This window comes from Chlamydia sp. 12-01, assembly GCF_042234205.1.
Classification (GTDB): Bacteria; Chlamydiota; Chlamydiia; order Chlamydiales; family Chlamydiaceae; genus Chlamydia.
Map to the genome: position 1 here is coordinate 874,602 of NZ_CP114174.1, position 24,344 is coordinate 898,945.

The following is a 24,344-nucleotide window of genomic DNA, read 5'->3' on the forward strand; positions in this document are numbered from 1 at the left end:
CTATCCGAGGAGCAGACATGGTAGCAATACAGCGTGAATTAGGATCTTCTATTAAGGAAGTTCTGAAATTAGTCTGGAGTTTAAGGTTTGCTGAAAACAAAATGCTCCTTCTTTCTAGGCAAAGTGATTCTGGAGGAACCTTCCAGTTATCTTGTGCCGGTCATGAGCTTGCTGGAGTTATTGCAGGAAAGAGTCTCATCCCAGGTAAAGATTGGTCTTTTCCCTATTATCGAGATCAAGGATTTCCTATAGGGCTGGGGTGTGATCTTTCCGAGATTTTTGCCTCTTTCCTTGCACGTTTGGCTCCTAACCACTCCTCCGGTAGGATGATGCCCTACCACTATTCCCATAAAAAGTTACGTATTTGTTGTCAGTCTAGTGTTGTTGGTACTCAGTTCCTTCAGGCTGCAGGACGTGCTTGGGCTGCGAAGCATACAAAATCCAAAGAAGTAGTTTATGTTTCCGGAGGAGACGGATCTACATCTCAGGGTGAATTCCACGAGATGTTAAATTACGTTGCTTTACATAAACTGCCATTAGTTACAGTAGTACAGAATAATGCTTGGGCAATTTCTGTTCCCTTTAAAGATCAATGTTCTACGGACCTAGCTCGTTTAGGGGAAAGTTATCACGATCTTTCAGTATATGAAGTGGATGGTGGTGATTACTTCGGTCTAGTGGACGCCTTTTCTAAAGCTGTGGATCAAGCTAGAAACACCTCTATTCCTGCTTTAATTCTTATCAATGTTATGCGTTTAGAGCCGCATAGTAATTCTGATAATCATGAGAAATACCGTAGTCGTGAAGATTTAGATCATTGCATAAGTAATGATCCCTTAATTCGTTTAGAACAACAAATGATAGAAGAATGCGGTATTTCATCTGTTGAGATTTTAGAGATAAAAGCTGAGGCTGAGGCTGAAGTTGCTCGTGCTTGTGCATGTGCTGAAGGGATGCCTTTTCCTAGCAAAGGTTCTACAAGTCATGATGTGTTTTCTCCACACACGATTTCTCTAATTGATTATGAAGATTCTTTAGAAGCTCAGCGTTTACGTGATACACAGCCAAAAGTAATGCGCGACGCAATTACCGAAGCTTTGGTTGAAGAAATGAACCGAGATTCTGGAGTGATTGTTTTCGGTGAAGATGTCGCTGGGGATAAAGGCGGAGTTTTCGGTGTTACTAGGAATCTTACCGATAAGTTTGGTGCCGGACGTTGTTTTAATACACCGTTGGCAGAAGCCACAATTATTGGAACAGCTATCGGTATGGCTATGGATGGTATCCATAAGCCTGTTGCAGAAATCCAATTTGCTGATTACATCTGGCCAGGAATCAATCAGCTATTTTCTGAAGCTTCTAGTATTTACTACCGTTCTGCAGGAGAATGGGAAGTTCCTTTAGTCATCAGAGCTCCTTGTGGTGGATATATACAAGGTGGTCCATACCACTCTCAAAGTATAGAAGCATTTTTGGCACATTGTCCAGGAATTAAAGTTGCTTATCCATCTAATGCTGCAGATGCAAAAGCTTTATTGAAAGCTGCTATTCGTGATCCTAATCCTGTGGTCTTTTTGGAACACAAGGCTTTATATCAACGACGTATTTTTAGTGCTTGTCCAGTATTTTCTTCGGATTATGTTTTACCTTTTGGTAAGGCAGCGATTACCCATCCAGGTTCAGATCTAACGATTGTCTCTTGGGGAATGTCGTTGGTTATGAGTATGGAAGTAGCTAAGGAATTAGAAACCTTGGATATTTCTGTGGAAGTTATAGATTTACGAACAATAGTCCCTTGTGACTTCGCTACGGTTTTAGAATCTGTGAAGAAAACAGGGAAACTCTTGATTGCTCATGAAGCTTCAGAGTTTTGTGGATTCGGTAGTGAGCTTGCTGCTACTGTAGCTGAACAGGCATATTCGTATCTTGATGCTCCTATTCGTCGTGTTGCTGGATTACACGCTCCCGTTCCTTATTCAAAGATACTAGAAAATGAAGTTCTTCCTCAGAAGGAGAAAATTCTTCAAGCGGCAAAAAGCTTAGCAGAATTTTAATTGTTGTAAGCTTTTTGTAAAATAGGCAGCAGGGGAAGCTCTCTTTGATGATTTACGGTAATTTGTTTTACCGTTTTTTTTGCATGTTTTTCTTCTATACGTATAGCTTCTAGCAATGCTAAGGCACATTGGGAATACCATATCTCATATTCTTCTTGATGTGAGCTAATATCGTTCAATCCTAACAGTTCAAGCTGCAACGAGGTGATGTTATTTTCTCTACAGATACTGAAGCATTGTAGATAAGAGTCAACTATGTTTTTAAAAGCTTCTTCCCGGTTGAAATCTTGAAAGGTGATAGCTTTTTTTAGTGGCTTAGTGTGAATAAGAACTTCGATAGTGGGTGGGTTGATAAAGATCAAATGAGAAGCAGGAGCTGTTTTTTGAGATTTATTTATCCATGGTCCATAAGCTATAGAACCTGGAGGAAATTTCATAGAGTCGGGTTTTGTGATGTCATTCCAGCACTCTTTTTCTATACTTCCGATTAACGCTAATGTCCTATTAATTACATAACTAGAATCTCTTTCAGAGTTTGTACAGAGTACAATTGCAGAATCTTCATTTTTCAACAGAGGATCGTTTATAGGGTGCCCTCTATAAAAGGATAATTGTATACCGGTATTTGGGTTGCTTACAAAGACACATTCTGTATTTTTGTTGATCTTACTTGAATGGGGAAGAACTTGTCCTAGTATAAAAGTATTTCTCAATCGATTGGTAACACCAGATAAAGTAAGATCTAAAAATTGAGGAACGGAGATGGATGGGCGTTTTCTTGACGATATTAAAGTGATCCCACAAAGAACTAAAAACACTATTCCCACAATCAATAGAGGTAAGGAAAAGATAAAAGATTGTCCCATGGATAAGGCCAATATCCCTCCAAGTAAAAATGATAACCCTAAAGCAGCAATTCCCTGTACAACGTATGACCTTTTTATTCTTAAACTACATAGGCTCACATATACTTTTGATAGCTTTAGATGGATATCAGTCTGATTCCTTGAGGCATGATGAATTAAAGGCATGAAGACATCCTAAAATAAGTGTGATTAACAATACGGAGGAGAAATTGTAAGATATGCTTATTGTCTTCACAATAAAATTTTTACAGTCTTAAGAATCTATAGACAATTTTTGTTGCTAACTAGAGAAAGGCAACCAACTCGTTAAGGTGTTAAAAAGCGTTTGGGGTTGGTAGGCTTGCAGCACAGATGAACTGAGAGGAAGCTCAGAGCGGCTATTTACAGTAATGTGCGTGAGCGTTGTTCCGAATTTCTTTTCTTCTTCTAAACGTATAGCTTCTAATAAAGCTAGACAACATCCTGAATGCCACGCCTCATATTCTTCTTGATGTGAGCTAATGTTATTTAATCCCAAAAGCTCAATTTGTACGGAGGTTATGTCATAATCTTGACAAATAGCGAATATAGATTGATACATTCTTACAGCAGACTGGTATTCTATTTCATAGTCGAAATCTGTAAAGGTAATTGCTCTGTTATACACATCGTTTGTAAGGAGAATAACCGGAGGGTTGGCACAAATGAGATGACTTGCTGGAGGAGTTCCTGATTCATTTACCCAGGGTCCGGAAACAATGGTTCTTGGTGGGAATGTCTTAGAGTGTGGCTTAGTAATCTTTTCCCAACATTTTTTTTCTATCTGTGCTGCTAAAGCTAGTGATCTTCCTAATAAAAGATGCAACTGTCTATCCGAATTTGTCAGAACGAGTATCGCGGAATTTGTTTTCTTTAAGAATGGATCATCCAAGGGATGACCCTTTAGGAAACACACATTGAGATCAGTATTTTTACTCCGTATAGTCACATATTCCGTATTCTTATTTATACGTCCTGCAGGATGTATCCCAGTAAGTTCAAAGCGTGTTTGTAAAAGATGTGCGATATGCTCAGGTGTGAAATCTAAAAAATCTGGCATTTCAATTTCGGGAATAAAGATTTCTATGGGATGTTGCGTAGGTGTGGCCACTGGAGTGGTCTTAGGCGTTTCTATTGGGGTTGGAGGTTTCTTTACTACAGGAGATAGCGGTGGTGTGATTTTCTCTGTCTCTACACAAGGTGGTGGAGCTATATGGGGTTTTTTTAGGCGTGTTAATAAAATAAAACAGCTAAGAATAAGTAGAGCAAAACCAATAGTTAATAACGGCAGAGCAATCGCTAATGAAGAGCCTAAAGCCAGAGCTATAACACCTCCAAGGTTTAAAGCCATTCCTAAAGCAGAAGTCGTCTGTATAATCTGTATTAGTGATAGTTTTATATTTCCTAGATGTATGTAAGTAGTTGCAGTTGGATTAACCGAACTTATACCCTGATTATTTATAGGTGAAGTAGACATGGGCTTGACCTAAGTTAAAGATAGTCAATACTATACTTTCTTATTAGAAGCTCATTTTAAGTCATTTAGATGGCCGTTCACAATAGAATTTCTTCAGTTTTATGTTTTGTAAAGAATCTTTTTATAAAAGATGGGAAGATTCTCCAGATTATAGAGATCAGGAGAACACCATGTTAAGATCTATACGCTTGTTGTAAAGCTGAGAGCAAAGGAAGTTCTGTCCTACTATTTATAGTAATATGCGTGAGTGTGCTTCCCTCAATTTCTTCTTCGATACGGATAGCTTCTAATAAAGCCAGGGCGCATCCTGAATACCAAGCTTCGTATTCTTCTTGATCTGATCCAATGTTATTTAATCCTAGAAGTTCAAGTTGAATCGAAGTAATGCCATTTTCTTTACAGATGCCGAATATGGTTTGATACATTCTTACTGTAGCTCTGAATTCTTTTTCATAATCGAAATCATCAAAGTTAATCGCTCTGCGATGTACATCACGTGTAAGCGTAATAAGAGGAGGATTTGCACAGATGAGGTGATTTGCGGGTGGAATATCTTTGGTTTTGTTCACCCAAGGTCCAGCAACAACAGATTCTGGAGGAAATTTCGTAGAGTCCGGTTTTGTAATATCATCCCAACAAGATTTTTCTATATGCGGACCTAAAGCTAAGGATCTCCCTAATAGCAGATGCTTCTCTCTTTCAGAATTTGTCAGGACAAGCATTGCAGAATCCGTTTTCTTTGAGAATGGATCTTCAAGAGGATGTCCTTTTAGGAAGCATATATGCAGATTATGTCTGTTACTACGTACCGTTACATATTTTGTATTTTTATTGATACGTCCTGACGGCTGTATTCCAGTAACTCCAAAGCGCATTTTTAACAAATTAGCTATGTGTTGTGGTGTGAAGTCTAAAAATCCCGGAATTTGAATTTCAGGAACACGTACTGTCACAACAGGGCGGACGGGGGGTGTAGCTACGGGAGCTGGAGTTGGAGTTTCTACAGGGACCGGAAGTGTTTTTACCACAGGAGAAGTAGGAGGTGTTGTCACCGGAGATTTTGTTGGTGGTGTCGTTGGAGGTGTTGGTGCGGGCGTGCCGTCGGGTTTCACTCCTGTAGGTTTTGGTGTGATTGGAGGGGAAGAAGGCGCTCGTGTCGGTAGAGTGGGTTTTCTTAAACGCGAAACTAAAAAGAAACAGGTAAGAATCAATAAGGCAATGCCAATAATAAGTAGAGGTAAGGCAATGGCTAATGAAGAGCCTAAACATAGGGAAACAATACCCCCAATATTTAATGCGATTCCTAATGCAGTAATTGTCTGCAGAATACGCGTAAGGCGTATTTTCAATTTCCCAAGATTCACGTAGGGAATTGGTGTTTCTGGAGTGGGATTTGTGCTTTGATTATTGGTGGGTGAAGTAGACACAAGCTTGCCTTAAGTTGAATATAATCAATGGTATACTTAAGTATTTTCTGTCTAGTTTAAGCAAAGCGCGTAGGTTTCACAATAAAAAAATTTTTCTATAATTCAGAAATAGAGTCAGTTAGGGAGAAATTTCCTACTATTTTTGTTTTTTCTAGGCTAACGCCAAGAAACAATAGAAGAATGAGAATTAGGGTAAGTTTTTCTGGAGATAGAGGAGAGGGAGATAGGGATGTCAAAAAATTATGACTATGAAGAAGCGGATGTGAAATTATCCATAAAATACAAAATTTTGTCATGGGAGCGATAAACGGAAGAATCAAAGAAAGGAGAATTAGAGAAAAAATTGGAAGTATGAGTAGGGGAAAAAAGAGATTATAGATTAGGCCTTCTAAAGGAAAAGATCCAAAGAAGTTCACTACAGGGAAAAAGAGGAAAATCTGTGAGGCTAGTGCTATAGATAGAGCTCCCCAAAGATAGCGAAGAAAAGGAATTAACCATCTGGGAGCTATTTCCTTCCAGGGTGCATAGAAAAAGCGAAATAGATGAGGAAAGAAAAGTAAAATACCTAGAGTAGCTAAAAAACTTAGAGAAAATGCGGGAGATAATGGGGAAAATATAAAAGAACAAAGAATACATCCAATCCCCAAACGATTAAGACTTGAGCAGCACCCTGAAGAAAAAGGAGAAAGGCAAATTAGTGATAGGGAAATCCATGCTCTCCATACTGAGGGAGACCAAGGAAATAAGAGAGTTAATCCTGAAAGTGCGGTAAAAGCAAGGAAATATTTTATCTTTGTTGGAAATATACCAAAAAGGAAAAACAGAACTGAGGCAAATAGAGAGAAATGCCATCCCGAAATAGCAAATAGGTGAGCTAATCCTTTATTTTTGAAAATTTCTTTTAAACGTTTTGGTAAGGGAGTGCCAAGAAGAAGGCTGGAGGCGAAGCTTCCCGATTCTCCAGAGGAAAATAGGTTTAGAATACGTTTATGACATGATTCTCGTAATTTATGTTGAATAAGTGCTAGTTTCTTTGCCTGTATTTCTTGATAGCAACCATTAGACTTAAAAATAATTTGGGATGTATGATCTAACGTCATTCCTTGGATATGGTATTTTTTATTTAGTTCTAAATGTGCATCTATAAGAATAGTACAGGGAATGTGACGATATTTTTGTCCGCAGGGATATTGTAGGTGAATAGCTTCTCCAAAGTATCTATTTTCTCTTCCAGACTTAATAATAAAGCTTCCCGATGATTGCCCTTTATGGATAGAAGAAGATTCCGATAGAGCCATTAAGGGAATAAGCCAGCAAACTCCCATAAAGAGTTGTTGTTTACGTTGTTGTTTGGGAATAAAAAGAGAAAGGGCTAGAAGTAACATTATCCCACATAGGGGGTAGGAACGTGCTAGGGTTCCTGTTAGCCAATAGAGTGCACAGATTAATAAAGGATGTTGTTGTTGAAAGTATCGACAAGAATGAATTAGCTGTATCCATAGGGAATATGAAGTGTGAATAAGGATGGAGAATGAAAAAGTTTCAAAACGTTTTAGCATCGATTCATTCTTTTCCTACACTTGAAGCATATTCCATAGAGCAATTGCGTGAAGAGATGTCTTGGGAAGAGATTTCCAAGAAAGCTCCCCGCTTACCTCGAGGTTGGTATGAGCTAGTGGGGTTATCAAAAAAGGATAGGTTAGATTTTTTCCAAGAGTATTGGCTTACTGTTTTGGGAGTTGATAATAGTCAATTTCCCGGTATTTGTCGTTTCTTTTCATTATTGGATAGTCTGGATGTCTATATTTATCGCTCTGCTAATGAGCCTTATGATGCAAAAATGCTCTATACCTTTGGTGACGGACGTTGTGGTTTTCAAGGCGAGCCTCCTTTATTAGAAACAGAGGGTCATTGTTTTCCTAATTTAGGGGATAATGATTATCAGAAGTTTTTTACGATTCATAACGGATTTGGAAAGTGGGAAGATGAAGGAATTTTTTCCTACCGTTCTTTAGCTAAAGTTCAACATAAATTGCGAGAGCTACTACTACGTTTAAAAAAGATTTCTCTCGAAGATAACTGCGCTTCTTTGGGAATTTTCCCTTTTTATGGTTATGAAGAACCTTTGACCTATCAGTGTTTTCTTTTCGATCCTGAAGTACGTAGGGATTTTCCTTCACCCAATGTATTGTTAAGTGAAGAAAGCCTATTACATAGAACTTTAGAAAGCATAGAACTTTTACATTTAACTACAAGTCATTATCCTTCTTTCCTTGCTTGGTTAGAAAACTACTTACATAGTGAAGAGGTGTATGGTGGATGAATGTAGAGAATGTATTTTGGATATCGAGAATATGGAAGTTCTTGTGGACTCTCAAGATGATGATGAACTGACATGCGTATGTATTGTAAAAAACACTTCCGGAATACATGTTCGCCCTGCTGGAGCTATTGTTAAATTGTTTGATGGTGAAGATTGTGAAGCGAGCTTTACCTACGCAGGAAAAACAGTAAATGCCAAAAGTATCATGAGCATACTTATATTAGGAGCACCACAAAATGGAGAGGTTTTTGTGCGTATTAAAGGAAAAAATGCGAGTCGAGTATTGCAGAAAGTGCAGGATGCTTTTGATTCAGGTTTTGGAGAGTTGTAGATGAACACGCCCGTGCCTTCTATAGAGAAAAATGAAGAATGGCGAGTTCCTGGAATGACCTTAGTGTCTGGGGTGGCCATAGGGAAAGCTTTTTTCCTAGGAACCTCTCCTTTGCAAATTCATGAACTCACCTTGCCTCAAGAGGAGGTAGAGCATGAGATACATCGTTACTATAAAGCATTAAATCGTTCCAAATCTGATATTGTTGCTTTAGAACAAGAAGTTCAAGGAAAACAAGGTCAACAAGAGATATCCTCGATACTACAAGCACATTTGGAGATAATTAAAGATCCTATTTTGACTGAAGAGGTGGTAAATACCATCAGAAAAGATCGTAAAAATGCTGAATATGTTTTTTCTTCTGTTATGGGGAAAATAGAAGAATCTTTAACAGCAGCGCAAGGAGCTCCTTTAGCTGTAGATCGTGTTCAAGATATTCATGATATTTCTAACCGTGTAATTGGCCATTTATGCTGTCAGCATAAAAGTTCTTTAGGAGATGCGGATCAAAATATCATTGTCTTCTCTAAAGAGCTTACTCCTTCAGAAGTTGCTAGCGCTAATCCCTCTTATATTCGAGGCTTTGTTTCTTTAGTTGGTGCTCCGACATCACATACTGCAATTGTTTCTAGAGCGAAAAATATTCCCTATTTAGCAAATTTTTCTCAGGAAAACTGGGAACGTATTCAAGAATATTCTGGGAGACTTGTGCTTATTGATGGTATTCGTGGTGAGATTATCTTCAATCCCAAATCGAAGACTCTTGAAAACTGTTATAAGCAAAAAAGCACATCCTACAGTGTGAAATCCTATCCACAAGCATCGCCACATGCAATAGTGTCTTCTCATGCCGCTAGTCTCGAAGAACTGCGTATGCTTTCAGAATTCTTTCCACAAACATCCATAGGGCTATTTCGTTCTGAATTTCTTGCGATTGCTGAAGATAGATTACCTACAGTAGAAGAACAAGCTACGGTGTATAAATCTTTAGCTTTATTTCCAGAGCGTGTATCTGTGTTGCGTTTATTCGACTTTGGAGAAGATAAGCTTTGCCCCGGTCAAGATCCTATTCAAGAACGTTCGATACGCTATTTATTGAAAAATTCTCAGATGCTCGATGATCAGCTTCGTGCTATTTTAGCAGCTTCGGCTTTAGGTTCTTTAAAGGTATTAATTCCTGGAACAGCCGATGTTATAGAGATTATAGAAGTAAAACGTCGTTTAGAAAGTATACGACGTTCTTTTAATAAAGATCATGTCATAGAAAATATTGCTTGGGGAAGTATGATAGAAATTCCTTCAGCAGTATTGATGATTGATGAAATTCTCCAGGAGTGCGATTTCATTTCTATAGGTACTAATGATCTTATGCAATATACCCTAGGAAATAATCGAGAAACTATCCTTCCTCGTTATCTTGGTAACCCACTACATCCTTCGGTAATGCGTATGATTCGGCATGTAGTCTCTAGTGCAAAACAATATGATATTCATACATCTATTTGTGGAGAGGCTGCAGCAAATCTTTCCTTAACACCATTCTTTTTAGGCTTAGGAGTTCAAGAGTTATCGGTTGCTATGCCAGCTATTGTAGAACTACGAGAAAGGATAGCTTCTTTGAATTTAAGTGATTGTGTGGAACATACTGAGAAATTGTTAAGAGCAAGGACCTGCGAAGAAGTTCAGGCCCTGTTAGCTTAGAAAGACATTCCTGCACGCATTACAGACATTTCTTTATCCATAGCTTCCTTGGCTTCTTTAAATGCTGAACGAAAGAGATCTTCAACAACTTCAGGTTCTTCAGGATCGAGACATACGGGCTGTATTTTTATGGAAACAATATCACATTTCCCATTGATCACTACAGAAACGAGTCCATTACCTGCTTGTCCTTCGTAGCGTTTCTGTTCTAGAGAAGCTTCCATTTCTAGGAATTGCTGTTCCATGATTTTTGCTTCTTTTTTCTTTTTTGCATATCCACTGCCCATGGTTACTCCTTAGTTAAAATTCCTGAAAACTCAACAACAGCAAATTGTAAAAGCGTATCTATAGTAGCCGATCCTACTAAAGAAGGGGAAGCCTCTTTTTGGTAGAGAGGTTCTTTAGGAGTAGGAGATTTTGAAGATGAAGACAAGAAACTTTGCTCTTCATAATGCTTTTCAGGTCTTATAACAGGTTTAGGAGATTCTTGCTGTTGGGAGATATTTCTGGGGGTATCACAAGTTGATGTTTTAAGTTGAGAAAACAGAGTCTCTAAAGAAGGACGTTGGCATATCCGAATTAGATGAATAATTACTGTTTCTAAAAATGTTTTTTCAAAGATAGTCTGTTGTAAATGTTTCGCCGCCTCTCCGAGAAAATCAACAATCTCTAATAGACACTCGCTCGAATAGTGCGTTGCTGTTGTAGATAGAGGGGAATTCCCCTGATCTTTATTAAGCAATACATCACGATAGAAAACAGTGAGGTCATGAAGAAAAGTTATTGGCGCTACTCCAGAATTTATTGCAGTCGTCACGGGCAGCAAAGCTTCGGCATATTTTTGCGTGCGGATGCATTCTGCTAAAGTGCATAGAGTATCCTGAGAGACTAAACCTAAAGCGTCCGCTACAGATTCCGGAGATAAAGATTTAGGGAATAGTCCTGAGACATAATCATAAAGAGATTCTGCATCGCGAAGGCTTCCCTGAGCTGCCCTAGCAATAGGAAGAAGAGCCTCGCGAGAAGCCTTTATAGAGTTTTCTTTAGATATGGATGCTAACTTGTCTACAATCATTGTCTCAGGAATTCTTTTTAAATGCATTTTTTGACAGCGACTTAAAATTGTTCCAGGAATTTTATAATTTTCTGTAGTGGCTAAGAAGAATTTCACATGGCTAGGAGGCTCTTCCAGAGTCTTTAATAAGGAATTGAAAGCTTCTTTTGTCAGCATATGCACTTCATCGATGATATAGATTTTATATTGCGATTTCGCTGGAGTGAAAAGAACCGTTTCATTGATCTGACGGATATCTTCAATACCTCTGTGAGAAGCGCCATCAATTTCTATAACATCTAGAGAGATCCCTGAAGAAATCTCTTTGCAGATGCAACAGTGATTGCAAGGTTCGTTATCTGCAGTCAATTCTTTACAGTTCAACGCTTTAGCAAAAATTCTTGCTAGGGTTGTTTTCCCAGTTCCGCGAATTCCTGAAAATAAATAAGCATGCGCCACGCGTTGAAACTGCAAGGCATTTTTTAAAACAGTAACTACAGCATCTTGTCCGAGAATTTCGGAAAATGTTTGGGGGCGATACCTTCTAGAAGAAACTTGGTATGTTGTAGATGTCATTTGTTGAGCCTCTAAAAATTTTTACGAGGAGTTTTTTTTATTTAATTCAGGTGACTATTTTTCCCGGGATTTCTAGACTGGGTGTCCCGAAAATGCACTCATTAATAAATTTGCAATTGGGGAAGATTTTTCTATGTTCACTATAATATAAAGGGTTGGAAATTGTCCCCCTTTAATGAATATATTTGTACATTAGATAGAACATAATGTTTTCTAGATAAAGGATAGAGGTACCATGAGAAATCGTCATTTTTCTTTATCATATATCAAGCTATAGTCAATAGTATGAAATTCTTAATTAAAATAGAGTAAAGTTCGTGAATCATAATAATGTGCTTTAAGCAATGTCATTTGCTGTGAAATTTTTAGAGTTTTCTTGTTTGCAAGTGACAGAGTTTATTTGTGAAAAGATTGAAGTGCTAGTTTTGAATAAAAAATGGTGTTTTGTTCTTTGGTGTGATAGCTAAAAAATAATAGATATATCCTGTATTGAGCATATGATCAAGCAAATGGAAGACCGTAGGCAAACTTACCGTAGCTGTACTACTGCTGAAATAGATCGGCCGTGGTCAAGGTATCTTTTATATTTTGGTATTACGGGCATTTTTGGATTAACGTTATTCTCTTTTATTTATCTTAGAGTTCTTCATATTCCTGTGTATAAGGAGGGGGATATTGCTCAAGTATCTTTGAGCTCTCCTATCGATTTTTCTATAAGTTGGAACGTGCATGCATTTTATAGTAAGAGTGCTGAAGTTCCCGAAGTGTTTGGAAAAGTCTATCGTATTTCTGAGAGTACTTGTTTTGAAGAACCTGAAGAAGAGGAAACGCGGCGTTGGCTAAAAAAAACTCAAGATTTCCTTGGGGCTGTAGGTTTTATAGATAACTCTACAGAAACTTGTCTTCAAGATCTTCATTTGCGTCCCTCAGCTCTAAAAGAGAGAGAGCGTTTGCTAGGCATTCATGTAAGCTCTGATTCTAGAGAAGTTATACACCAATGCGTTGCGCATGTGGATAATTTTCTAAGATCTGAAAATTGTCCGGTATCTTGTAGATTGCATATTATAGATAATTTGAGAGAGAAGCCTTTGGATATTGCCGTCGATAAGGAAAAATCAGGCTATGTTAAAGGAGATTTACTTGGAACACGGAGATTAGAACACTTTCCGAAGGGAAGTTCTATTATAAGACAGTATCAAAGAATTAGTGCTAGAGATGCAAAAATTCTCCGTTGCTTACGCCATCAGCTTGTTTCCTCAACAACACTATTTTCTTACCGTGGAGCTTTAGGAGTTCTCCTTTTAGTAGTGGTTATTTTAATTTGGGGCTACCGTTCATTAGTAACGTTTTGTCCTGAATTATTGATGTCTCCAAAACGTTTTATGCTCTACATCGCTATCTTTTCTCTATCATTGATCGGAGTGAAGATTACAGAGACTCTTTGTGCATTAGGTCCGCAAAGTTGGGAGATTTATCTTTCCTACCCACTGATTCTTCCTTTCACAGCTATTCTTCTTGGTCATCTTGTAGGAATTCCTCTTGCAGGAGCCTCCTGCACATTTTTAGGAGTTCTCTATACTTTAGAATCGGATATTTGGAATAATAGCTGGTTTCTAGCCATGAACTTATTAAGTTCTTGGAGGATTCTATTCACATTGAGTCGAGTGACACGTCTATCCTCACTATTTTGGTGTTGTATGAAGTTGTGGTGGGTATCCACAGCAATTTTAACAGGATTCCGTTTGTTCTTCGGTGCTGCATCTGTAACAGCTTTCCGTGCCGATTGTTTAGGAAGCTTTGTCTATAGTTTGATTACTGCTTTAGGTGTTGGCGCTTTAATTCCTGTATTTGAATCTTCTTTCGGTGCCTGTACTCATAATCATTTATTAGCGTATTTAGACTCTGACTATCCTTTATTAAAACGACTCTTTGAACAGGCTCCCGGAACTTATCAACATTCAGTTTTAGTAGGTATTCTTGCAGAATCAGCAGCTAATGCTATTCATGCTGATGGGCTTTTCTGTCGTGTTGTAGCGCAATATCATGATGTTGGTAAGTTAATTGACCCAGGATTTTTCCTTGAGAATCATCAGATGCTGGGAACTTCAAAAAGTAATCTCTCCCCGATGGAGAGTGCAAAAATGATTATGCGGCATATTCCCGAGGGAGTAGAATTAGCAAGAAAAGCAGGTTTGCCCGATTCTTTCGTCCGTGTTATCGAAGAACATCATGGCACCTCAGTCATTCTTTCTCCCTATCATCGTCATTTGCAAAATAATCCTAATACAGGAGCCTCAGACGAAGAACTTTTCCGTTACCCAGGAAGAAAACCTTCTTCTAAGGAATCTACAATTATTATGATAGCAGATTCATTTGAAGCAGCAGCGCGTTCTTTAGAAGGAACAAGTATGGTGGCTTTAAGAGATCTTGTAGATAAGATTGTATCTGGAAAAATGCATGATGGGCAGTTTGCTGATTCTCCGATAACTTTGGATGAACTTACAACTATCTGTGAAACTATGGTTAAAACACTCTATAGTGCTCTACATTCTCGTGCGAAGTATCCTGAAAGAGTGTTAAAGCCTTGCATATAAGATGATTCGTTAGATTTTAAAATCTTTATTTTCTTAAACAGCACTTTGCTCCCGCTGTGATACATTTTCCTATACCTACAATGGTTTTAGATAACCCAATAATTAAAAGGGTTGGAAGGAGAATAACAAGCAAAGGTAACATAAGCCCTAAACCACCAAGAATCGAAATAGCTACAGGTGATAACATGGCGTAGATTGTTTTTCTGCATTGAGGACATCTAACATTTGGGGGAGATTTAGTACTATCTTTAATCACAATTTGGGCTTGTCTGTATCTGTAATAGCATACCCCAGCATAGACTAGGCCGACAATGGGGATTAGGACCAAGGGAATATGTTGCAGCTGACTCATTACACCTTCCAGGGTCGTAGGACATCCCTTAATAACTCTGGGTAATGTAATAGTTGCAGAGCAGATGCTGCCATTGCTTCTTATATGTGTATGCCTAGGAATGGTAACAAGTCCCATAAGTCCCTTTGTTAGATTCAGAATTGATAAAAGTTATAAGTAATTATTTTCTAATTTTACGGACAAACATTTTATCATAGTTCGTGAATTTATCTCTATAGATTTCTTACTGAAGCATTCGTCCCTAGAACCTATCCAATAAATAGTTAAGTTTTCCTTACAAAAGATCTGATTTAAAATTACCCATCATATACCTGGATCGACGCCATAGAGGGATATCTATTATCAAAATACCCATCATATGAAGTGTTGGGTATAGATGAGGCTGTATGTTAAGTAATTTTATCTTTATGGGTAAGGATACGGGTCACGACAAGAAGAAATGATTTTAGAGACTAGGACCATAATTAATAAGATACAAGCAACCAAACCATAGAGAGGAAATAAAAGGCCTGTTCCACCAAACACAGCTATACCAATTATGAAGTTCAAATGATCTGGATCTAGTTTTAAACACATAAAATTCGAACATGATTTATTTGGTATGTAGCCTAACTTTGTAAATGCCTTGCTTATAGTAATTTTTTGATACAACAGATAACTTGCAACAAATAACCCTATAATAGGAATACAGGAGAGGATCTTTTCTAAGCGAGAAGATGTAATCTCGGTATAGATTCTGTTTCTTGATATGCGGATTGGAGCAGATTTAGGTACATCTGATGTGAAACCGTTTTTATGCAAGTGAGTATGTGCGGGAATTGTAATAGAAACAATAGACATAAGAGAATTACCTTAATTATTTTTTAATTTCTCATGAGCTCCTAGATTGTTATCTAGGTGTGTTCCTTATCTGGTTATGTAAGAGTAAACGTCTCTTATTCAAAAATATTATCTATTTAATAAGCCTTATTGAAAATGAGTTCGTAAACTTTCCCATAAAATTACAAAAAAATACAGAGTTTTTTTAATATTTTTATAACTAGATACATTATTATTCCGATAATTAGGAAGGGAGTTAAAGCTCCTATTCCTCCTAAAATACCAATAGCAACTAGAGGTATGTGATACTTAGGATGTAGGCGAGAACAAAGTTTGTTTTCACAGTATTTATTGGGTATATAATCTAAATTTGAATACGCGGTGCGCATTACTGTGAATCTACGATAGATTAGGAAAATAGTAAAAATAAGTCCTAGAATTGGGAAAACTAAGAAGCGCGTGCTGATCTCAGGAAAATACGCTGTTTTACATATGGTGATTTTTGTTTCTGGAACAGATATTGGCGCCTTTTTTGTTGTGATATGGGTATGAGAGGGTATGGTAATATAAGAAGTAAATGTCATCTTGCCTCACGAATTTCATGATCTATGATTGAAGTGTTGTTTATTTTCTTTATTACTAGCTACGTGTAAATTATTTATTGTCAATAAAATGAGGGTATATTTTTAATAATACTTATTAAAAATATGCTTTAGAGGTAATTGTAAGAGATATTTTCAGATCAAACAAGACTCTGAGAATTTTCTTGGGTTGTATATGCGGTATTTAAGGGAAGTAGCAACTTTTTCCATGCTTCTACATTTTTTGCTGCAGTAATACTCAAACGTCCTTGAAGAGGGTGATAGGGAGGAGGGAGTACTTTAGTGTAGGGCAGATGTAAATGGAGTCTAAGAATAGCAGCCTTGGCAACAACAATAGCATCGTATTTGCCGTTTTCTAGCTGTTCGAGTCTTTCCTCTATTGTACCTCGAATATCGAGAACATGCCCTTTAGGAAATAATGCTTTTAGTACTTCTCCGCGGCGTAAAGAGGAACTTCCAAGTTTAGGGTTTTTAGGGAAACGTTTCCACAAGTAACGTTCACCATAAACTAAAAGATCTGAAGGGTCTAAACCTTTTGTCATGGCCACAACGGAAGTTATTGATGGATCAGGAAGATCTTTAGCAGAATGTACGGCAAGATGGCAGTTACCACGAAGAATAAGTTTGTCTACGGCATCTGAGAAAAATTGTGAATCTTTTACGAGACGTAGGGGAGTAGTTTTATCTCTATCTCCACGAGTGTTTACCGTATGTATTTGAATCCAGAGTTTAGGAAACCATGAGTGAAGCAGGCGAACACATTCGTGTACCTGAGCCTGGGCTAAGATAGATCTTCGGGAAGCTATGCGTAAGGGGCGTCTTCCCATGCAAAAATCAGAAAGAAAAGGATCAGTGTAGCAATCGGATAGCATCTTTTATAGTTTTCACCCCTCGAATATCTAAGTGATCTTTAATTTCAGAAGATAATCCTGAAATTTGTCCTTCGGGAATCACGGCACCCTCAAAACCCATAAGTTTACTTTCTTTAAGACGTCTTTCTAAATGGGTAACGTGACGGATTTCGCCTCCCAGGCCTATTTCTCCAGTAAATGTATAGTTTTGAGGAGAAAGGCGATTATATAATGATGACACCACAGCAAGTCCTGCACCTAAATCTGCAGCAGGCTCTGTAATTTTTAATCCTCCAGCTATGGAAAGAAAAACATCAGCAGTATGGAATTTTATTTGAGCGCGCTTTTCTAGAACAGCTAAGAGTAATAAAAAACGATTTTGATCAAATCCTGAGGTTTTTCTAATAGGATTTGCAAAGGGCGAAGATGAGGCTAAAGCTTGCATCTCAATAAGAAACGTTTCAGATCCTTCAATAATAGGAATAATTATAGAACCAGTGGTTTCTGTAATTTTTTCTTGTAGAAAGAGACCAGAAGGATTGGTAACTTCTTTTAACCCATCAGTGTGCATAGATAAAATAAGCAGTTCATTCGTAGGACCAAAACGGTTTTTCACAGAACGTATCATACGATAGTTGGCGTGTGAGTTGCCTTCAAAGTACAAAACCGTGTCTACAAGATGTTCTAAGACTCTAGGACCAGCGATTTCTCCAGATTTGGTTACATGACCGATAACAAAAGTCGTAATTTGTGATTGTTTGGCAATATGCATGAGCTCTGAAGTCACTTCTCGTACTTGAGCTACAGATCCTGGAGAAGAATGTAGGACAGGATTAAATACAATCTGAATGGAGTCGATGATTAAAATATTAGGATTTAATTTCGCTATCTGCTGTTTGATATCATCAAGATTTGTTTCGGGAAATAAATAAATGTTGGCATTAGAAATCTGTAAACGTTGTGCTCTTAAAGAGGTTTGCGTTACAGATTCCTCTCCACAAACATAAAGGACTTTGAGACCTCGATTGGCAAATTTTGCTGATATTTGTAACAACAAAGTTGATTTGCCAATCCCTGGATCACCACCCAATAAGGTAAGACTACCACGAACAGCACCACCACCTAAAATACGATCCCATCCTGGCTCTCCTACACATAAACGTTCCTCTTCTCGAAGCTCTATAGTATTCAAAGATACCGCAATTGCTTGTGATCGAGGTCGTCTTCCGTTTTGAGAAGGAGAGACATGTTCTTCAATAAATGTATTCCATTGTAAACATCCCGGACATTGACCTAACCATTTCGGCGTGTTGGTTCCGCATTCATTACAAGTCCATTGTGTTTTTATCTTCGTAGTCATGGGCGTCTAAAGCTTCTTGAGCCGCAAGTTTCTCGGCTTCTTTTTTTGATAAAGCAAATCCCTCACCCCAAACTTCATCGTTGACTATTACGCGAATATGGTAACCTGGAGCACCTTGTTGTGATGTCCAGGGTGTACATTGGTATACGGGTAATGTACGTAGTTGTTTTTGTGTGAGCTGTTGTAGGCGATTTTTCGGGTTTCCAAGCATAAGAGGAAGTATGTCTTTTTTCGAGGGCAATAGGGGAACGGTAATTTGTCTCGCTGGGGCTAAACCTCCATCTAGATAAACAGCACCTAAAATAGCCTCAAATAAATTTGCATAGGCAGAAGTTCTACCTCGTTCATTTTGAATTCTTTCTCCTCTACCTATAAGCAGATACTCTCCTAATCCTAATGCGTCAGTGTATTGGCAGCAAGAGATTGCATTTATTAAAGCTGCGCGTGCAGTAGATAATGTACCCTCATCCATAGAAGGGAATAATAGGAATAAATGTTCGGTTACGATTAAGCATAACACGGCGTCTCCTAAGAATTCCAAACGCTCGCTATCTTCGGTAATAGTTACGGTCTCATTCCTGTATGAGGGATGTGTGAGAGCTGTAACTAAGAGTTTCGGTTGAGTAAATGTAAAATTTAATTTAGCTTCAACTTCTTTAATGTTGATCAGATTATTCATAAAATTATGAAATGTTGCCCTATTAAAATATAACGCATTAGTTATTGGAGTTTTTTTATAGGCGGAAAAGGGCTTAAAGTCTATAGTACTTTTGGTTACATTCTCTTAAATGGATAAGTATGAGGATTGTTCTACATTTAGAACACCTGCGCCATTTTCAAAATCAAGGTAGTATATTATTCGAAGATTTGGTCTCTACGGACGATTGTTTTGCTTTAGAAATAAAACTAAGACACTTCGTAGAATCAGTATCTAAAAATACACTAGATGTGCGCTGGAGAGAAAATATTTTCCGTTCCCTTCCTGAAATATCAGCTTTAATTAAAAAGCGACGTTTGGATATTTTTGCCGCTAATCTTGTGCATCGGCCTCGATTGTCATTAGTTGGAGATTTTTGGGTTTTTCCTGAAGATGAAATTATCGAAAGGGATGAGGATTGTCAGTTACTCTTATCTCTGTCAGGAGATAAAGTAGGCCAGGGAGTCTTTTTTACTGGGGCCTATCCTACAGAGCTTTACTTCCCAGAGTCAGGGGAAACAGCTTTATTGCTTAATTTTTCTTCCGCAGGGATCCCTATTTCTTAAAGACATTTCCTTCTTTTAGATAAATATACGAAATTGTTTGCCTAGAGCTATTTTTATGTTATGACAGCATAAGATCGCGATTTGTTTTTAGGAACTTTTATGAAGCATCTTCAGAAGAAAATAGAAACTCTTTGTAACCCTATAACAGCAAAGAATATCCTAATTTGGTTATCTAGTGATTTTGGTAAAGATGATCAAGATGCCATAGCTGAGATTCTAGAAAACAATCCACAACATCTTGAAGAACTATTTGGAAAAACTCTCGCGTTTGGTACGGGAGGGTTGCGTAGTCCTATGGGATTAGGCACCAATAGAATCAATATTTTCACTGTGCGACGCGCTACTCAAGGTTTGGCCCAAGTATTAAAAAAACATAATCCTCATCCCGGAGATTCGATTCGTGTAGTCATCGGTTATGATACGCGACACCATTCTTTCGATTTTGCTCAGGAAACTGCGAAAGTTCTCGCAGGTAATAAAATCCACGCGCTTATATTTAAAGACCCCGAACCTCTAGCTCTTGTCTCTTTTACTTTAAGGTCGCAGCAAGCTTTAGCGGGAGTGATGATCACCGCTTCTCATAATCCTCCAGAGTATAACGGGTATAAAGTTTACATGGCTTCAGGAGGGCAAGTATTGCCTCCTTTAGATCAGGAGATTATTCAAGCGTCTGTAAATGTCGAAGAAATTTTACTTGTTGATTCTTTAGAAGATCCTTATATCCATCTCATAGGAGAAGAATATGAGACTTTATATACGGAAACCGTGCATCAATTACAACTATATCCTGAAGACAATCGTATTTCGGGACAAGCTGTTCATGTAAGCTATTCTCCACTCCATGGAACTGGAGTCACTATGATTCCTCGTGTTTTAAAAGATTGGAATTTCCCAATAGTGAAGCTTGTTGAAAAGCAGGCTCTTCCCGATGGAAACTTCCCTACGGTACATTTGCCTAATCCCGAAGATCCTGAAGCACTAACTTTGGGAATCGAACAAATGATAAAGAATCGAGATGATATTTTTATAGCCACAGATCCTGATGCAGATCGCTTGGGAGTCGTATGTTTAGATGGGGATCAGCCATATATATTTAATGGAAATCAAATTGCCTGTTTGCTTGCAGATCATATTTTACGTGCGTGGTCAGCTCGTTCTCCTTTGGGTAAGGAAGATAAGGTGGTTAAAAGCTTAGTAACCACGGAAATGCTGTCAGCAATCACAAAGTTCTATGGTGGAGATATTGTGAATGTAGGAACAGGATTTAAGTACATCGGGGAGAAAATAGAAGCTTGGCGAGGAAGTCTAGAAAAGTACATATTCGGTGCCGAAGAATCCTACGGCTATCTTTATGGAACACATGTAGAAGATAAAGATGCTATTAGCACGTCAGCATTAATCACAGAGGCTACGTTACATCAAAAGCTCCAAGGAAAGACTCTCCGAGATGCTATTTTAGGTTTATACGAAACTCATGGATACTTCATGAATAAAACACTGTCTTTATCCTTCGATCAGGGAAAGTCAAGTCTTATGAAATCACAAATAGAAAAGTTGGCAGCTTTAGATCCTTCTACAATGTCTTTAGGAGGATATACTGTAGAAACATTTGAAAATTATCATCAGGGAATAGGAATTAATATTGCCTCAGGGACTACGTATCAATTAATTTTGCCGAAGATGTCTATGCTGTGTTACTATTACCAAAGTGGGGGGAAGATTATTGTACGCCCTTCAGGAACAGAGCCTAAAATAAAATTGTATTTTGAGCTTGTAAATCATTACAATTCGATAGCAGAAAAGAAACAAGAACAGATCCAAAGAGAACAAGAAAGTCAGCAAAAATTAGATAATTTTATCTCTGAATTTAAAGAAAAGTTTTCCTCTCTAGAGTCCTAATAATAAAATTAAAATCCACTTGTAGTAATATCTTCAGCACATCTACACTGACGCTGCAGAAATTTGGTTAGATTTTTGTTCTCGTGTTGTGTTTCTTTATACTAGTAACAAGAGATAAAATACGCCCATATAAAAAATATCTCTAAACAATGTTCTTGATAAATTCAAGACAGATATGAAGGACTTCCTTATGACCTTTGTACCCTATACTTTGCCCTCATTGCCCTATGATTATGATGCTCTAGAACCAGTGATTAGTGCAGAAATTATGCGTTTACACCATCTGAAGCATCACCAAGGTTATATAAATAATTTGAATGATGCTTTGAAGAAATTGGATGTTGCCGGTGCTCAACAGGATCTTACACGCCTGATTTCTTTAGAGCCTGCCATACGTTTTAACGGTGGAGGACACATCAACCACTCCCTATTTTGGGAAATGTTGGCTCCGATAGATCGTGGCGGAGGTGTACCCCCGAAACACGGGTTGCTTAAGCTAATTGAAAAGTTTTGGGGAACTTTCGATAACTTTTTAAAAGAATTTATTGAATTCGCGGCTCCTATTCAAGGATCAGGATGGGCTTGGCTAGCTTTTTGTCCAAAAAAACAGGAACTTATGCTACATGCAACAGTAAACCAGGATCCTCTGGAGGCGACTACCGGTAAGGTACCTCTTCTCGGAGTAGATGTCTGGGAGCATGCGTACTATCTCCAGTATAAAAATGTTAGATTAGATTATTTAAAAGCAATTCCTCAGATAATTAATTGGGGATATATTGAAAAAAGATTTTCTGAGATAACTCATTAAAAGAGTATTTTTAATTGAAGAGTTAATAACTTTAATTTAAAATTACTTCTGCTAAAAGTTTGGATTGGGTAACTTGTGCGTTTATTTTCTTACGATAAACCTAAGATTAAAGTGCAAAAGATAAAAGCTGATGGTTTTAGCGGATGGTTAAAGTGCACACATTGTCATGAAATGATTCATGCAAATGAGTTAGGACAAAATTTCAATTGTTGTCCTAAGTGTTCATACCATTACCGTATTACTGCAGCTGAGAGGATAAAGCTGCTTGCGGACAAAGATTCCTGGCGTCCTCTCTATACAAATCTGAAATCACAAGATCCACTAAAATTTGTTGATACAGATACCTACCCAAATCGTTTAACTAAAGCTAGAAAAGACAACACAGAAAGTGAGGGTGTTCTCGTCGGTGTTTGCACCATAGGTGAGCACCCCGTAGCTTTAGCCGTGATGGACTTTAATTTCATGGCAGGATCTATGGGAGCCGTGGTTGGTGAAAAACTTACCCGCCTTATAGAGGAAGCTATAGTATCAAAGCTCCCAGTAATTATTGTTTGTGCTTCCGGAGGCGCAAGGATGCAAGAATCTGTATTTTCTTTGATGCAGATGGCAAAAACATCCGCAGCTTTAGCAAAATTACATGAGGCCGGTCTACCTTATATCTCTGTGTTAACGAATCCTACATCCGGAGGAGTCACAGCTTCTTTCGCTTCTTTAGGCGATGTGATTATCGCAGAACCTAAAGCTCTTATTTGTTTTGCCGGTCCCCGAGTCGTTGCCCAAGTTATAGGTGAAGATCTTCCTGAGGGCGCTCAAAAATCTGAATTTCTTCTTGAACATGGAATGATTGATAAAGTGGTTGAGAGGAAACAATTGAAGAATACTTTGCAGAGTTTACTTGATTACTTTTGTGCTCAAGAATACACTGGCGGCCAGGATAAGGCACCTAGGGATCTATCTAAGACCCTTAAAGAAATTTTTTTATTGACAGATGACAGTGAATGAAACATCATACCCGATACTCATAGTAACCACGGCTCTGTTCTTATGACTATATTTTGTGAATTAGAATCTGGGGTAGACCTTCCAGAGTATTCCACAGAAGGCGCTTCGGGCGCAGATCTTCGAGCCCATATTGAAGAACCTATTGCTGTATTGCCGGGTCAACGCGTATTGATTCCTACGGGAATAAAAATGCAAATTCCCCAAGGTTACGAGGTTCAAGTGCGTCCACGTAGTGGGCTAGCTCTGAAATACGGAATTATGGTCGTTAATTCTCCGGGAACAATAGATGCTGATTATCGCGGCGAAGTTTGTATTATACTTGCAAATTTTGGAGAGAGCACTTTTATCATCGAACCCAAAATGCGTATAGCTCAAGCTGTAGTTGCTCCCGTAGTCCAAGCAAAGTTTACAGTCGTAGATCAAGAAGAAGGATTAACGGCAACATCTCGGGGAAGTAGAGGTTTTGGGCATACTGGAGAGAAGTGACATGCCTTTCTATTGTGAGAGTCAACCTGATTTTTCCTTATTTTCTCTTTTGTCTCCCAATCTTATTATGTTTTTAAATAAAAACTCTCGGGAGGAGATTCTCCAAGATCTTACGGATCTTGCGAGTGCTGCCGGCTTACTTGAGAATAAAGAAGAGTTTTTTCAAGCTTTAGTGACTCGTGAAAATATCATGTCCACGGGTATTGGCATGGGAGTAGCAATCCCACATGGTAAATTAAATAGTTGTTCTGACTTTTTTATCGCTATAGGTATTCATTCTCAGGGGATTCTTTGGGATGCTATAGATGGAGCTTTAGTGCGTCTAGTATTTCTAATAGGAGGTCCTGATAACGCCCAGGCTGAGTATCTCAAGTTGTTATCTACATTAACTCTTTCACTTAGAGATGAATCTCGACGTCAAAAGTTGTTACAAGTTACAACGATTGAAGAAGTCATGAATGTATTTTTAGGAATGTAGCGG

General features: G+C 38.1%; 23 protein-coding genes. 11 read left to right on the forward strand and 12 right to left on the reverse strand.

What is annotated here, in order from left to right:
- Nucleotides 1-17: 17 nt before the first annotated feature.
- Nucleotides 18-2,054, forward strand: a complete 2,037-nt coding sequence (locus O1W69_RS03775; RefSeq protein ID WP_375793231.1) for a thiamine pyrophosphate-dependent enzyme — start codon at nt 18-20, stop codon at nt 2,052-2,054.
- On the opposite strand, the gene O1W69_RS03780 is transcribed toward O1W69_RS03775, so the two are convergent.
- From O1W69_RS03780 to O1W69_RS03795, 4 genes are all read right to left on the reverse strand, one after another.
- Nucleotides 2,051-3,085: a hypothetical protein gene (locus O1W69_RS03780; RefSeq protein ID WP_375793232.1), complete on the reverse strand. Its 1,035-nt coding sequence runs from the start codon at nt 3,083-3,085 to the stop codon at nt 2,051-2,053. The genes O1W69_RS03775 and O1W69_RS03780 overlap by 4 nt on opposite strands.
- Before the next feature lie 115 nt (nt 3,086-3,200).
- Nucleotides 3,201-4,415: a hypothetical protein gene (locus tag O1W69_RS03785; protein ID WP_375793233.1), complete on the reverse strand. Its 1,215-nt coding sequence runs from the start codon at nt 4,413-4,415 to the stop codon at nt 3,201-3,203.
- Between the two features lie 173 nt (nt 4,416-4,588).
- A complete protein-coding gene (locus O1W69_RS03790) occupies nt 4,589-5,842 on the reverse strand; it encodes a hypothetical protein (RefSeq protein ID WP_375793234.1) in 1,254 nt (417 codons plus the stop codon).
- Between the two features lie 95 nt (nt 5,843-5,937).
- Complete coding sequence (locus O1W69_RS03795; protein WP_375793235.1) at nt 5,938-7,401, reverse strand: ComEC/Rec2 family competence protein; 1,464 nt, start codon at nt 7,399-7,401, stop codon at nt 5,938-5,940.
- On the opposite strand from O1W69_RS03795, the gene O1W69_RS03800 reads away from it, so the two are divergent.
- Genes O1W69_RS03800 through ptsP form a run of 3 tightly spaced genes read left to right on the forward strand, consistent with a single transcriptional unit; the run spans nt 7,374 to nt 10,197 of the window.
- Nucleotides 7,374-8,165 carry a hypothetical protein gene (locus O1W69_RS03800; RefSeq protein ID WP_375793236.1) on the forward strand — a complete coding sequence of 264 codons (792 nt, stop codon included), beginning with the start codon at nt 7,374-7,376 and terminating at the stop codon, nt 8,163-8,165. The genes O1W69_RS03795 and O1W69_RS03800 overlap by 28 nt on opposite strands.
- A gap of 31 nt (nt 8,166-8,196) precedes the next feature.
- Nucleotides 8,197-8,496 (forward strand): HPr family phosphocarrier protein, encoded by a 300-nt coding sequence (locus O1W69_RS03805; RefSeq protein ID WP_375793998.1) that lies wholly within the window; start codon nt 8,197-8,199, stop codon nt 8,494-8,496.
- Nucleotides 8,497-10,197, forward strand: coding sequence for a phosphoenolpyruvate--protein phosphotransferase (gene ptsP, locus O1W69_RS03810; RefSeq protein ID WP_375793237.1), 1,701 nt, complete (start codon nt 8,497-8,499; stop codon nt 10,195-10,197).
- On the opposite strand, the gene O1W69_RS03815 is transcribed toward ptsP, so the two are convergent.
- Complete coding sequence (locus O1W69_RS03815; RefSeq protein ID WP_375793238.1) at nt 10,194-10,484, reverse strand: YbaB/EbfC family nucleoid-associated protein; 291 nt, start codon at nt 10,482-10,484, stop codon at nt 10,194-10,196. The two genes, ptsP and O1W69_RS03815, sit on opposite strands and share 4 nt — an antisense overlap.
- Before the next feature lie 2 nt (nt 10,485-10,486).
- Nucleotides 10,487-11,827, reverse strand: coding sequence for a DNA polymerase III subunit gamma/tau (gene dnaX / locus O1W69_RS03820; protein ID WP_375793239.1), 1,341 nt, complete (start codon nt 11,825-11,827; stop codon nt 10,487-10,489).
- Between the two features lie 497 nt (nt 11,828-12,324).
- Here dnaX and O1W69_RS03825 point away from each other — a divergent pair, with 497 nt between their 5' ends.
- Nucleotides 12,325-14,421: an HDIG domain-containing metalloprotein gene (locus O1W69_RS03825; protein WP_375793240.1), complete on the forward strand. Its 2,097-nt coding sequence runs from the start codon at nt 12,325-12,327 to the stop codon at nt 14,419-14,421.
- Nucleotides 14,422-14,446: 25 nt separating this feature from the next.
- Here the strand turns inward: O1W69_RS03825 and O1W69_RS03830 are convergent, their stop codons facing one another.
- The 6 genes from O1W69_RS03830 to rnc all read right to left on the reverse strand — a co-directional run bounded on the left by O1W69_RS03830 (nt 14,447) and on the right by rnc (nt 19,084).
- Complete coding sequence (locus O1W69_RS03830; RefSeq protein ID WP_375793241.1) at nt 14,447-14,890, reverse strand: hypothetical protein; 444 nt, start codon at nt 14,888-14,890, stop codon at nt 14,447-14,449.
- Between the two features lie 288 nt (nt 14,891-15,178).
- On the reverse strand, nt 15,179-15,613 hold the full coding sequence (locus O1W69_RS03835; RefSeq protein WP_375793242.1) for a hypothetical protein: 435 nt from the start codon (nt 15,611-15,613) through the stop codon (nt 15,179-15,181).
- A gap of 161 nt (nt 15,614-15,774) precedes the next feature.
- A complete protein-coding gene (locus O1W69_RS03840; protein WP_375793243.1) occupies nt 15,775-16,176 on the reverse strand; it encodes a hypothetical protein in 402 nt (133 codons plus the stop codon).
- Nucleotides 16,177-16,334: 158 nt separating this feature from the next.
- Nucleotides 16,335-17,066 (reverse strand): hydroxymethylbilane synthase, encoded by a 732-nt coding sequence (locus O1W69_RS03845; protein WP_375793244.1) that lies wholly within the window; start codon nt 17,064-17,066, stop codon nt 16,335-16,337.
- A complete protein-coding gene (gene radA, locus O1W69_RS03850; protein ID WP_375793245.1) occupies nt 17,044-18,405 on the reverse strand; it encodes a DNA repair protein RadA in 1,362 nt (453 codons plus the stop codon). Before radA ends, O1W69_RS03845 begins: the two co-directional genes overlap by 23 nt.
- The gene (gene rnc / locus O1W69_RS03855) at nt 18,371-19,084 is read right to left on the reverse strand and encodes a ribonuclease III (RefSeq protein ID WP_375793246.1); all 714 of its coding nucleotides are present in this window, start codon (nt 19,082-19,084) and stop codon (nt 18,371-18,373) included. Before rnc ends, radA begins: the two co-directional genes overlap by 35 nt.
- 119 nt (nt 19,085-19,203) lie before the next feature.
- Here rnc and O1W69_RS03860 point away from each other — a divergent pair, with 119 nt between their 5' ends.
- From O1W69_RS03860 to O1W69_RS03885, 6 genes are all read left to right on the forward strand, one after another.
- Nucleotides 19,204-19,668 (forward strand): DUF5070 domain-containing protein, encoded by a 465-nt coding sequence (locus O1W69_RS03860; RefSeq protein WP_375793247.1) that lies wholly within the window; start codon nt 19,204-19,206, stop codon nt 19,666-19,668.
- A gap of 99 nt (nt 19,669-19,767) precedes the next feature.
- A complete protein-coding gene (locus tag O1W69_RS03865) occupies nt 19,768-21,567 on the forward strand; it encodes a phospho-sugar mutase (protein ID WP_375793248.1) in 1,800 nt (599 codons plus the stop codon).
- 190 nt (nt 21,568-21,757) lie between these two features.
- The gene (locus O1W69_RS03870) at nt 21,758-22,375 is read left to right on the forward strand and encodes a superoxide dismutase (RefSeq protein WP_375793249.1); all 618 of its coding nucleotides are present in this window, start codon (nt 21,758-21,760) and stop codon (nt 22,373-22,375) included.
- A 75-nt stretch (nt 22,376-22,450) separates the two neighbouring features.
- Nucleotides 22,451-23,377 carry an acetyl-CoA carboxylase, carboxyltransferase subunit beta gene (accD, locus tag O1W69_RS03875; protein ID WP_375793250.1) on the forward strand — a complete coding sequence of 309 codons (927 nt, stop codon included), beginning with the start codon at nt 22,451-22,453 and terminating at the stop codon, nt 23,375-23,377.
- 42 nt (nt 23,378-23,419) lie between these two features.
- Complete coding sequence (gene dut / locus O1W69_RS03880) at nt 23,420-23,863, forward strand: dUTP diphosphatase (RefSeq protein ID WP_375793251.1); 444 nt, start codon at nt 23,420-23,422, stop codon at nt 23,861-23,863.
- A gap of 1 nt (nt 23,864) precedes the next feature.
- Complete coding sequence (locus tag O1W69_RS03885; RefSeq protein WP_375793252.1) at nt 23,865-24,341, forward strand: PTS sugar transporter subunit IIA; 477 nt, start codon at nt 23,865-23,867, stop codon at nt 24,339-24,341.
- Nucleotides 24,342-24,344 lie beyond the last annotated feature (3 nt).